Origin of the sequence: Micromonospora sp. NBRC 110038 (assembly GCF_020884815.1) — a bacterium.
Lineage (GTDB): Bacteria > Actinomycetota > Actinomycetes > Mycobacteriales > Micromonosporaceae > Micromonospora > Micromonospora haikouensis.
Genome location: NZ_BBOL01000001.1, coordinates 496,282 through 508,398 on the forward strand (window position 1 = coordinate 496,282; position 12,117 = coordinate 508,398).

The 12,117-nt window shown below is 74.2% G+C and carries 9 protein-coding genes; 5 read left to right on the forward strand and 4 right to left on the reverse strand.

Going from position 1 to position 12,117, the window contains the following annotated elements; genetic code table 11:
• Positions 1-298 precede the first annotated feature (298 nt).
• Together LPU61_RS02085 and LPU61_RS02090 are read left to right on the forward strand one after the other, a co-directional pair.
• Positions 299-691, forward strand: coding sequence for a cupin domain-containing protein (locus tag LPU61_RS02085; protein WP_007075021.1), 393 nt, complete (start codon positions 299-301; stop codon positions 689-691).
• 135 nt (positions 692-826) lie between these two features.
• Complete coding sequence (locus LPU61_RS02090) at positions 827-2,611, forward strand: glycoside hydrolase family 15 protein (protein ID WP_043962160.1); 1,785 nt, start codon at positions 827-829, stop codon at positions 2,609-2,611.
• 23 nt (positions 2,612-2,634) lie between these two features.
• On the opposite strand, the gene LPU61_RS02095 is transcribed toward LPU61_RS02090, so the two are convergent.
• Positions 2,635-3,825, reverse strand: a complete 1,191-nt coding sequence (locus tag LPU61_RS02095; RefSeq protein ID WP_043962161.1) for a threonine synthase — start codon at positions 3,823-3,825, stop codon at positions 2,635-2,637.
• Between the two features lie 31 nt (positions 3,826-3,856).
• A complete protein-coding gene (locus tag LPU61_RS02100; RefSeq protein ID WP_043962162.1) occupies positions 3,857-4,936 on the reverse strand; it encodes a DNA polymerase ligase N-terminal domain-containing protein in 1,080 nt (359 codons plus the stop codon).
• Positions 4,937-5,085: 149 nt separating this feature from the next.
• Here LPU61_RS02100 and LPU61_RS02105 point away from each other — a divergent pair, with 149 nt between their 5' ends.
• Positions 5,086-5,871: an aldo/keto reductase gene (locus tag LPU61_RS02105; protein ID WP_043962163.1), complete on the forward strand. Its 786-nt coding sequence runs from the start codon at positions 5,086-5,088 to the stop codon at positions 5,869-5,871.
• A gap of 77 nt (positions 5,872-5,948) precedes the next feature.
• Here LPU61_RS02105 and LPU61_RS02110 read toward each other — a convergent pair whose 3' ends face one another.
• Together LPU61_RS02110 and LPU61_RS02115 are read right to left on the reverse strand one after the other, a co-directional pair.
• Entirely contained in the window at positions 5,949-7,067 is a 1,119-nt protein-coding gene (locus tag LPU61_RS02110; RefSeq protein WP_043962164.1) for a cellulose binding domain-containing protein, read from the reverse strand.
• Between the two features lie 133 nt (positions 7,068-7,200).
• Complete coding sequence (locus LPU61_RS02115; protein WP_229403919.1) at positions 7,201-8,022, reverse strand: IclR family transcriptional regulator; 822 nt, start codon at positions 8,020-8,022, stop codon at positions 7,201-7,203.
• Positions 8,023-8,251: 229 nt separating this feature from the next.
• On the opposite strand from LPU61_RS02115, the gene LPU61_RS02120 reads away from it, so the two are divergent.
• Complete coding sequence (locus tag LPU61_RS02120) at positions 8,252-9,358, forward strand: FAD-dependent monooxygenase (RefSeq protein WP_229403920.1); 1,107 nt, start codon at positions 8,252-8,254, stop codon at positions 9,356-9,358.
• 259 nt (positions 9,359-9,617) lie between these two features.
• Complete coding sequence (gene ctaD / locus LPU61_RS02125) at positions 9,618-11,375, forward strand: cytochrome c oxidase subunit I (protein ID WP_043962167.1); 1,758 nt, start codon at positions 9,618-9,620, stop codon at positions 11,373-11,375.
• Positions 11,376-12,117 lie beyond the last annotated feature (742 nt).

Here is a 12,117-nt window from a genome sequence, read left to right on the forward strand (position 1 = left end):
CGCCGGCTGGCCGCGCGGGCGGCCCGAGTCCGTGATCGGACGGCGCTCGGTGGCCGGCTCCGGACAGGAGCGCACGGCGCCGCCGCGACCCGGGGGTCGTAACGTCGCCGCGCTCCGGCCGTCTCCCACCACCGCAGCCGTACGGCGGTACGCCGGCGGGGACCTGGCTCGACCGAACGGGTGCGTCGGTCGAGACCTCGATGCCCGGTCCGGGCGGGTCCAAACCTCGGATCAGTGGGAAATTCCACCATCCGTCGTTCCCGGCGTGACGCGGGGCGGGACCGGGTATGTGCGGGCCATGGAGCATTTCACGATCGCGACCGTCGCCGAGAAGAGCCCGGATTTCCGGCGGGTGCTGTGGACCGGTGAGCACACCCAACTGGTGATCATGACGATCCCGCCGGGCGGCGAGATCGGCGAGGAGGTCCACGAGGGCATCGACCAGATCCTCACCTTCGTCAGCGGCACGGGCGAGGCCCGCGTCGCCGGGGAGAAGAAGGAGGTCGCCCAGGGCGACCTCGTGGTGGTGCCGGCCGGCACGAAGCACAACTTCGTCAACACCGGCCCCAACCCGCTGGTGCTCTACACCGTCTACGGGCCGCCCGAGCACGCCGACCAGGCCGTCCACCACACCAAGGAGGAGGCCGACGCGGCGGAGGCGGCCGGCGAGGACGAGCCGCCCACCTCCTGAGCCGACGGCCGGGGCCCGGCCCGCTCGCGCGCCGGGCCGGCCCCGCCGCCCGGTCCGCGCCGTGCTGCCTGACCGGTCCGCCGCCCGGGTCGGGTCCCGCTGCCTGATCCGGGCCGGCGCGGGTACCCCGGCCGGGTGGAACAGCCGCCCATCTCCGACTACGCGTTCCTGTCCGACTGCCGCTCCGGCGCGCTGGTGGGCCGGGACGGCTCGGTCGACTGGTGGTGCCCGGACCGGTTCGACGGGTCCGCCGTCCTCGCCCGGGTGCTGGACCCGGCGGCCGGGCACTGGCGGCTCGCCCCGCTCGCGCCGTCGCGGGTCGAGCGGGCGTACCGGCCGGACACGCTGGTGCTGCGCACCGTCCACCACACCCCCTCCGGCAGCGTCGCGGTCACCGACGCGCTCGCCGCCGAGGCCGGCGCGCGCGGCCACGAGCTGGGCATGAACTCCCCGGCCGTGCTGCTGCGGGTCGTCGAGGGGCTCACCGGCCGGGTCCGGATGGGCCTGGACCTCGCGCCCCGGCCGGAGCACGGCCTGCTCACGCCGTACCTGCACGAGCAGGCCGACGGCAGCGTGCTGGCCGCCGCCGGCCCGGCGGTGCTGGTGCTGGCCGGGACCGGGCCCGCCCTGCGCGCGGACCGCGACCGGGTCCGGCAGGAGTTCGCGGTCGCGGCCGGTGAGACCGTCGGCTTCACCCTCGCGTACGCCCCGGCGTACGGCGACCCGCCGGTGCGCCTCGACCCGGTCGCCGCGCTCACCGACACGACCCGGGCGTGGCAGGCGTTCCGCGAGTCCCACCACTACGAGGGCGAGTACGTCCCGCAGGTGCGGCACAGCGCGGTGGTGCTCACCGGCCTCACGTACGCCCGCAGCGGCGCGGTCGCCGCGGCCCTGACCACCTCGCTGCCGGAACGCCTCGGCGGCGACCGCAACTACGACTACCGGTTCTCCTGGCTGCGCGACTTCGCGGCGACGATGCGCGCCCTGTGGGTGGCGGCCTGCCCGGAGGAGGCGTCGCGCCTGTTCGCCTGGGCGGCCCGCTCGATCGGCCGCATCGGCGACGCGCCGGTGCCCGTGCTGTTCGGGCTGGAGGGGGAGCGGGACCTCTCCGAGCACGACTGCCTCCACCTGCGGGGATACGCCGACAGTCGGCCCGTCCGCCTCGGCAACGACGCCTGGCGGCAGCGGCAGCTCGACGTGCCCGGCGAGGTGATCTCGGCGGTCTGGCGGCTGCACGAGCAGCTCGGCGACACGCTCGCCGACGAGCTGGCGGAGATGGTGGTCGGCCTCGCCGACCAGGTGGCCGTGACGTGGCGGCTGCCGGACCGGGGGATGTGGGAGACCCGGGACGCCGACCGGCACTACCTGTCGTCCAAGGTGCTCTGCTGGGTGGCGCTGAACCGGGCGGTGGCGCTGGCCCCGCAGCTCGGCGGGCGGGCCGACCCGCGCCGCTGGGCGGCGACCCGCGACGAGATCCGCGCAACCGTGCTCCGGGAGGGCTGGAACGAGCGGGTCGGCGCGTACACGGGGGCCTTCGGCTCGCCGGAGCTGGACGCCTCGGCGCTGCTGCTGCCCCTGGTGCGCTTCGCCGACGCGACCGATCCCCGGATGCGCGCCACCATCGAGGCGGTCGAGCGCGAGCTGGGCGCCGGCAACGGCCTGGTGCGGCGCTGGTCCACCGACCCCGCCGGCTTCCTGCTGTGCTCGTTCTGGCTGGTGGAGTGCCTGGTGCTGACCGGCGAGCGGGACCGCGCCCGGCGGCTGTTCGAGCAACTCCTCGGGCACGCCAACGACGTGGGGCTGCTGCCCGAGCAGATCGACCCGGGCACCGGCGCCCACCTGGGCAACACGCCGCAGGCGCTGTCGCACATCGGGCTGGTCAACGCCGCGTGGCGGCTGACCGACCCGACCACGAGCTGACCCGGCCCGCTGCGCCCGGCCGGTCAGGCCACGACCGGGGCCGCCGAGACGTCCACCGTCTCCGGATACTTCAGCCCGGCGCCGGTGTTGAGCACCACCACCCGCTCGCCGGCCCGGATCCAGCCGCCCTCGCGCAGGTGCCGGGCGGCGGTCAGGCAGGCCGCCCCCTCCGGGCAGAGCAGCAGCCCCTCGTCCGCGCCGAAGTGCCGCAGGTCGGCCAGGAGTTCCGCGTCGTCCACCGCGATCGCGGTGCCGGCGCTGGCCCGCAGCGCGGCCAGGATCAGCTCGTCGCCGAGCGGCGCCGGCACGGTGATCCCGTACGCGACGGTGCGCGCGTCGGCCCACGGCCGTGCCCGGTCCTCCCCGGCGGCGAAGGCGCGCACGATCGGCGCGCAGCCGGTCGACTGCACGGCGACCAGCCGGGGCGGCCGGTCGGTGATCCAGCCCAGCCCGTGCAGCTCCTGCATCGCCTTGTGGATGCCGATCAGCCCCACCCCGCCGCCCGTCGGGTAGACGATCACGTCGGGCACCTGCCAGCCGAGCTGCTCGACGATCTCGTACCCCATGGTCTTCTTGCCCTCCAGCCGGTAGGGCTCGCGCAGCGTACCGGCGTCGAAGACCGCGCCGCCGGCCGCCGCCACGAGCGCGGCCACGTGCCGGCCGGCGTCGCTGATCAGCCCGTCGACCAGGCGCAGGTCGCCCCCGGCGGCCAGCACCTCCCGCCGGCAGATGGCCGGCGCGTCCAGCGGCATCACGATGGTCGACGCGAGGCCGGCGCGGGCCGCGTACGTCGCCCAGGCCGCGCCCGCGTTGCCGTTGGTGGGCATGGCGATCCGCCGTACGCCCAGTTCCCGGGCCCGGCTCACGCCGACCGCGGCGCCCCGCGCCTTGAACGACCCCGTCGGGGTGAGCCCCTCGTCCTTGACGATCAGGTCGGGGATGCCGATCCGGGCCCCGTACGCCGGGGCGCGCAGCAGCGGCGTCCAGCCCTCGCCCAGCGTGGTGACGTGCCGGGGGTCGGCCACGGGCAGCAGCTCCCGGTAGCGCCACAGGTCGGCCGGGCGCAGCGCGAACCGCTCCGGGGTGACCGCGGCGGCCACGGCCGCGAGGTCGTAGCGGGCCAGCAGGGGCGAGCCGCAGGCGCACAGGTTCTGCGGCTCCGTGGTTGGGTACGCCCGCCCGCAGCGCGGGCACTCCAGGTGCGTCAGGTACACGGTGCGTTCTCCCGCCCTCGGCTCGGAGCTGTCAGGTCGCGTCGATGCTGGCGGCGGTGGTCGCGTCGATGCTCAGCCAGCGCCGGCTGCGCCGCCCCGGCTCGTACGCCGAGTCCAGCCGCTTGGCCACGACCCCGGGCAGCCCCTGCTCGCGGGCCGCCCGCAGGGCCTCGACCCCGGTGCCCGGGAACCATGGCGGGGTCTGCCAGTGCGCGCCGGCCAGGGCCAGGCCGTCGAGCAGCTCGCGGCGGCGCGCGTACGGCAGGTCGGCGCTCGGCGCGCCCTCCAGCCAGAGCAGGTCGAACAGCAGGTACTGCCCCGCCGGGTCGGAGCGCCGGCCGCCGCCGGGTCGGGCCGGCCGCACCCGGCCGCGCCGGTCGATGTCGACCAGCACGCCGTCGAGGACCGCCTCCGTCGGTGCCAGCTCCTCGGCCAGCTCCCGCAGCCACGGGTACGCCCCGGTGACGTCCCCGCCCGAGTCGTCGCTCAGCCGCAGCCGGCCGCCGGAGACGTACGCCGTCGCCCGGACGCCGTCCCAGCGGGGCTCGTACCCCCAGTCGGCGGCGTCGCGCGGGAGCCCGGCGGCCCGGGTGGGGCGCATGGGGCGGACCAGCTCCGGCATGCTGCTCCAGCCCGGCGGCGCGGGATCGGTGCGGCGGACCAGCCAGTCCCGCCCGCCCGTGGCGAACAGCACGTACCGGCCGCTGGTGCGCCGCCCGTCGAGCACCACGACCACCTCGTCGTCGCGCCACTTCTCGCTGCGGTACGTCCCGGCGTCGTGGATGATCATCTTCCCGCCGCCGTACTCGCCGGCCGGGATCTCGCCGTGGAAGTCGAGGTATTCCATCGGGTGGTCCTCGGTGTGCACGGCCAGGTGGCTGTGGCCCGGCTCCCGGGGCAGCCCGCGCGGCACCGCCCAGGAGGCGAGCACGCCCTCGTGCTCCAGCCGCAGGTCCCAGTGCAGCCGGCGGGCGTGGTGCTGCTGGATCACGAACCGGGCCCGCCGCCCGTCGCCGGCACCCCGGCGGCGGCGCGGGGGACGCTGCGGCACCGGCTCGGGGGTCCGCTGCGCGTCCCGCCGGCGGCGGTACTCCTCCAGGCGGTCGGCCACCCCCGCATTCTCCGTCGAACCGGACGGGCGCGCAGGCCGGTGTGCGGTTGCGCCGGTCGTCGCGGTGCCGGTGCGCCGGTCGTCGCGGTGCGGTGTGCCGGTCGTCCGTGGGCGGCATGGCCGGCCCGATCAGGGGTAGGACAGCGGCCATGGACACCCTCGACCAGCCCACCGTTCTGCTTCCCGGCGACGTGCGGATGCCGCTGCTCGGCTTCGGCACCTGGCAGGCCACCGGCGAGGCCGGGCACGCGGCGGTGCTCGCGGCCCTCGACGCCGGCTACCGGCACGTCGACACCGCCACCATGTACGGCAACGAGGCGGAGGTGGGCCGGGCGGTCCGCGACAGCGGCCTGCGCCGGGAGGACGTCTTCGTCACCACGAAGCTGCCGCCCGACCGGGTGGGTCGGGAGCGCGAGACGATCGAGGCCAGCCTGCGCGCCCTGGGCCTCGACCACGTCGACCTCTGGCTGATCCACTGGCCGCCGTCGGCGGCGTCGGACAGCATCCCGGTGTGGCGGGAACTGCTCGCCGCGCGGGACGAGGGCCTGACCCGCGCCGTCGGGGTGAGCAACTACGGCACCGCGCAGCTCGACGAGCTGATCCAGGCCACCGGGGAGGTCCCGGCGGTCAACCAGATCCGCTGGGGTCCCGCGCTGTACGACCGGCGGCGGCACGCCGAGCACCGGGACCGGGGCGTGGTGCTGGAGGGGTACAGCCCGTTCAAGACCACAGACCTGTCCGACCCGGTGCTGACCCGGATCGCCGCCGCGCACGACGTGTCGCCGGCCCAGGTGGTGCTGCGCTGGCACGTCGACCACGGGATCGTGGTGATCCCGAAGTCGGTCACCCCGGAGCGGATCCGCACCAACGCCGACATCTGGGGCTTTTCGCTGACCGCCGAGGAGATGCGCGACATCGACGCCCTCGGCGGCTGACGTCCACCCGGGGGCGGGCCCGACCCACGGCGCGGGGGCGGCCCGAGACCGGGCCGCCCCCGTCGTGCGGTGGCTGGTCAGGAGCGGGTGCAGGTCATGCCGTTGAGGGTGAAGCTGCTCGGCGACGAGTATGCGCCGCTCAGCGTGCCCTGGTAGCCGAAGGTGGCCGTGCCGCCCGGGGCGAGGGTGCCGTTGTGGCTGATGTTGCGGGCCGTCACGGCCGAGCCGCTCTGGGACACGGTGGCGTTCCACGAGCCGGTGATCTGCTGCCCGCCCGGCAGGTTGTAGTTGAGCGTCCAGCCGTTGAGCGTCGCCGTGCCCGTGTTGGTGATCTGCACGTCGGCGGTGAAGCCGTTGTTCCACGAGTTGGCCGTGTACTTCACCGCGCAGGCGCCGGTGCCCGGGGGCGGGGTCGGGTTGGTGGTGGGCGGGGTGCCGCCGGTGTTGACGCTCTGCGAGAAGTTCGTCACGGCCAGCCCGGCGCCGCCCTGCCAGGGCTCGAAGCCGGCCTGGATGCTGGTCAGGTACCAGGAGTTGGTGATCGCCCCGCGGTTGCGGGTGTCGTTGATGAAGTGCAGCACGTCGAAGCTCAGGCTGGGGATCGCCGACGACGCGACGTAGGAGATCACGTTGTTGCCGCCGTTGTTGCCGCGCCAGACCTCCCAGTTGCGACCGGCGATGTTGGCGTTGCCCACCGGGGAGCCGATCGGCTGGATCGGGCCCTGCCGGTTGAGCCAGATCATGATCTCCATCTGGTTCACCCCGTCCCGCTTGGGGCTCGGGTCGAGCCAGATGTCGTACGAGGCGTTGTAGATGGCCCCGCTGACGTAGCGGTAGTTGATGCTGCTGGGGGCGCTGCTGATCTGGCTGACCTGCACCGGCAGGTTGGTCCCCGGCGAGCAGTTCGTGTAGTGGCAGCCGACGAAGATCGACGGGTACGCGGTCGGCGCGCCGTTGGTCGGGCTGCTGCCGTTGAGGGTGGTGATCTCGAAGCCCGTGCTGGTGGCGTTGATGCACTGCTGGGCGGTGGTGCCCCAGCGGTTGTTCTGCACGACGTACTTGCCGCCGATGACCGTCGAGCCGAACTGCTCGCAGATCTGGGTGTCGGCGGAGGCGGTGCCGCCGACGGCGACGGCGACGATCGAGGCGGCCGCGAGGAGGCCGGCGGCCGCGAGTGCGCGGAGTGGACGCTTCATGATGCTCCTTGCTGCGACGGCGAAACGGTCGGGACGGGTCGGGGGTGCGGTGCGGTCTGGAGGTGGGCGCGGGAGCGCTCCCACGCTCCGCCGACACATTTACATGTTTGAAACCGTTGCGCAAATGAAACGGTTAAGCTAGCGGAGGATCGCCGTTCGGCCCGTCGAACGGCGGCCACGAATCCCCGGCCAGCAGTGGGCGCCCCGCGCCCACCCGCGCGGCCGCCTCGACCAGCGCGGCGGCCATCCGCGCCCGGGTCTGCGGCCCCAGCCGCGCGACCGGCGCGCAGAGCGCGATCGCCTCCGTCGCCGGCTGCCGCAGCGGCATCGCCACCGCGACCGCTCCCAGCCCCGGGTCGCACTCCTGCGCCTCCGCCGCCCAGCCCCGCTCGCGCACCGCCGCCAGCTCGGCGCGCAGCCACGCCGGCCCGGTCGCCGTACTCGCCGTCCGGGCCGGCAGCGGCCAGCTCAGTAGCCGGTCCACCGCGTCGTCCGGCCGCTGCGCGAGCAGCGCCCGGCCCGCCGCCGTGGCGTGCGCCGGCAGTCGGCAGCCGATCGGGTGGTACGCGCGCAGCGCGTGCGGCGACTCCCGCCGGGCCAGCAGCACCACCGACCCGCCGTCGAGCCGGAACAGCTGCGCGGTCTCGCCGAACCGGGCCGTCAGCCGGTCGAGCACACCGCCCAGCAGGCCCGTCGCGCCGTCGCGCCCCAGGTACGCCGCGCCGACCTCCAGGGCCCGCAGGCCGAGCGCGAACCGGCCGCCGCCGTCGTCGGTCTCCACCCAGCCCCGCGACAGCAGGGTGCGCAGGAGCGCGTGCAGGCTGCTCTTGGGGATGCCGAGCGTCCGGCTCAGCTCGCCCAGCGGGCGCGGGCCGCCGGCCGCCGCCAGCGCCTCCAGCACGTCCAGCGCGCGACCGGCCGACTTCACCGCCCGGTGCGCGTCGTCCGCCGTCACCCCCAACACTTTAGTGGTCGTCGATGGATCGGCGTACCGACGGAACGGCGTTCACCTCGCGGAACAACTTTTTCGCCCAGCCGGCCGGTCCGTGGGCCGTCCCCCGGCAATCGACGCAACCCGTCGAGGGTCGACCCGCCCGAGACGAACGGCCCTGGCGTGCGTCGATCGCACCGAGTAGTGTCTTGCCTCCAACGCGTGCCGCTACCCCCCGGAGGCGTACACCACGATGGGTGGCTCCCCCCTGCGCATCCTCGTCGTCGGTGCGGGCATCGCCGGTCTGGCCGTGGCCCGGGCACTGCGGAGGGTGGGCCTCCGGCCCGACGTCACCGAGCGCCTGCCGGCCTCGGCCCTCGTCGACACTGGTCTCTACCTGCCCGGCAACGCGGCCCGCGCCCTGCGCGGGCTCGACCTCGACGGCCCCGTGCGTCCCCTCGGGCAGATCATCCGCCGGCAGTGCTTCCTCGACGCCGCCGGCGACCCGCTCTGCGAGGTCGACCTGGGCTCGCTCTGGGCGGACGTCGGCGAATGCCGCGCGCTGCCCTGGTCGGAGCTGCACCGGGTGCTGCTCACCGGGGCCGGCGGCGAGGTCCGCCACGGCGTCGAGGTGCGGGAGGTCGAGCCGCTGCCGGCCGCCGTCGGCATCACCTTCGCCGACGGCACCACCGCCGAGTACGACCTGGTGATCGGCGCCGACGGCCCCCGCTCGACCGTGCGCGCCCTCGCCGCGCTCGGCGGTGCGCCCCGCCCGGCCGGGCACGTCGTCTACCGCGGCGTCGTCCGGGGTGGCCCGCGCGTCGACGAGTGGACCGCCCTGCTCGGCCAGCAGGCCGGCTTCCTCGTCGTGCCGCTCGGGGCCGGCCGGCTCTACTGCTACGCCGACGAGGTGGGCACCGTAGCCCCCGCCGACCCCATCACGCGGCTGACCGGGCTGTTCGGCGCGTACGCCGGCCCGGTGCCCGAGGTGCTCGACGCCCTGGAGCAGGTGCACGTCGGCATCACCGAGGAGGTCGAGCTGGGCCGGTGGTCCCGGGGGCGGGTGCTGCTCGTCGGCGACGCCGCGCACGCCACCGCGCCCACCCTGTCGCAGGGCACCGCCATGGCCCTGGAGGACGCCGTGGTGCTGGCCGAGTCGCTGACCACCACCGACACGGTCGAGGAGGCGCTGGTCGCGTACGAGAGCCGCCGTCGGCCGCGTACCCAGTGGGTGCGGGACCGGACCCGGGACCGCAACCGCACCCGCGACGTGCCGCCGGCCCTGCGCGACCCGTTCCTGCGCCGGCGCGGGGCGGAGATCTTCGGCGCGCACTACGGGTTGCTGGTCAAGCCGGTGTGAGCGGGGTCGTCGGTCGCCCCGGCGGGTGGGGCGGTCGGTCGCGCCCGCGTGTTCGCCGCCCGCCGCATCTGCCCTGACGCCGACGACGGGCGCGCGGGGCCGTCGGTCGCGCCGGCGCGAGCGCGCGCGAACGGGGCGTGATCGTAGCCGGCCACCCCACGCGGCACCCCCACCTGCCGGGGACTATCCTCCTTGCGGATGACGGCTCGCAGATAACCAGGGCGTGCCGAGCGGGACAACCCAGAACCGGAGGCCACTCGTGACCACCGTCGCACCCAAGCCGGTCGTGACCCGGCCCTGGCCGGTCCGAGAGCCGGTCAAGGGGTCGGCAATCGCGCGGCTGCTGCGCACCACGGACGCGAAGCAGATCGGGATCATGTACATGGTCACCGCGTTCGCGTTCTTCATGATCGGCGGCCTGATGGCGCTGATCATGCGGGCCGAGCTGGCCCGCCCGGGGCTGCAGTTCCTGTCGCCGGAGCAGTACAACCAGCTGTTCACGATGCACGGCACGATCATGCTGCTGTTCTTCGCGACGCCGATCGTGTTCGCCTTCGCGAACTACGTGGTGCCGCTGCAGATCGGCGCCCCGGACGTGTCGTTCCCCCGGCTGAACTCCTTCGCGTACTGGCTCTACCTGTTCGGCGGCACGATGGCGACCGCCGGCTTCATCACCCCGGGTGGCGCGGCCGACTTCGGCTGGACCGCGTACACCCCGCTGAGCACCGCCGAGCACTCGCCGGGCGTCGGCGCGAACATGTGGGTCGTCGGCCTGGCCATCTCCGGTCTGGGCACCATCCTCGGCGCGGTCAACCTGATCACCACGATCCTGACCCTGCGCGCCCCCGGCATGACGATGTTCCGGATGCCGATCTTCACCTGGAACATGCTGGTCACCAGCCTGCTGGCGATCCTGATCTTCCCGCTGCTGGCCGCCGCGCTCTTCGCGCTCGCCGCCGACCGGCTGCTCGGCGCGCACGTCTACGACCCGGCCACCGGCGGCCCGATGCTGTGGCAGCACCTCTTCTGGTTCTTCGGCCACCCCGAGGTGTACATCATCGCGCTGCCGTTCTTCGGCATCATCACCGAGGTCATCCCGGTCTTCTCCCGCAAGCCGATCTTCGGCTACAAGGGGCTGGTCGCCGCGACGATCGCCATCGCCGCCCTGTCGATGAGCGTCTGGGCGCACCACATGTTCTCCACCGGCCAGGTGCTGCTGCCGTTCTTCAGCTTCCTGAGCTACCTGATCGCCGTGCCGACCGGCATGAAGTTCTTCAACTGGATCGGCACCATGTGGCGGGGCCAGATCACCTTCGAGACGCCGATGCTCTTCGCCATCGGCTTCCTGGTGACCTTCCTCTTCGGTGGCCTCACCGGCGTGATCCTGGCCAGCCCGCCGCTGGACTTCCACGTGCACGACTCGTACTTCGTGGTGGCGCACTTCCACTACGTGCTCTTCGGCACGATCGTGTTCGCCGTCTTCGCCGGCATCTACTTCTGGTTCCCGAAGATGTTCGGCCGGATGCTCGACGAGCGCCTGGGCAAGATCCACTTCTGGCTGACCATGATCGGCTTCCACACCACGTTCCTGGTGCAGCACTGGCTGGGCAACGAGGGCATGCCCCGGCGGTACGTCGACTACGCGCCCCAGGACGGCTTCACCACGCTCAACATGATCTCCACGATCGGGGCGTTCATCACCGGCATCTCGACCCTGCCGTTCATCTGGAACTGCTGGAAGTCGTACAAGACCGGCCCGGTGGTCGAGGTCGACGACCCGTGGGGCCACGGCAACTCGCTGGAGTGGGCGACCACCTCGCCGCCCCCGCTGCGCAACTTCGACCGGATGCCCCGGATCCGCTCCGAGCGCCCCGCGTTCGACGCGAAGTTCCCCGAGCTGGCCGCCGGCCAGAGCCTCGCCGGCCCGCCGGAGGGCGGCTCCAAGCCGCTGACCAGCGAATCCGACAACGGGGCCAGCTACCAGGAGGACAAGGCGGGCAACCTCGACCAGCGCTGACCCGCCCGGTCAACCCGTACGACGGGCGCCGCACCCCCCAGGGGTGCGGCGCCCGTCGCCGTCCGGGCCCTTCCACCCGACGCCAGGCGCTGCCCCGAACGCGCTGCCCCACCGCGGTGCCCCCACGGCCTGCCCCGCCGCGTGCCCTGCGGGCTGCGCACCCACCCACCCACCCACCACCCGCCCACCCACCCACCTCCCGCCTCCCGCCTCCCGCCACCCGTCTTCCGGGCGAGGGGCGAGCACCGGGCGCCCCCACTGCGGTGATCAAGAGGTTTGCGTCATCGTCGCGATCAACTTTGACACTTTTCTCTTGATCACCGGGACGACTGGGCGGCGCGCGACGGGTGGAGCTCCAGCCGGGCGTGGCCCCGGCCAACCCGCCCCCGTCCCGGGCCAGCTCTGCCCTGGGTCTGCCCCGTCCCGGGCCAGCCCGCTTGGGTCGCTCGCCATGTCGGCGACATGGCGGGGTTGGAGGGGGTGGGATACCGCTATGTCGCCGACATGGCGGGGCGATCAGGTGCGGGGCGGCGGTGCCGACTGGCCTTCGCGGCCCGCGACCCGGGGCGACCACCGACGGCCGGGGCCGACCGTGACCGGCGGAGGGATCAAGCCTGACCGCCCGGAGCCGGGCACGGTCGGCCCCGGCCCTCCACCGTGCACGCCGTGTCACCGTGCACGCCGTGTCACCGTGCACGCCGTGTCACCGTGCACGCCGTGTCACCGTGCACGCCGTGTCACC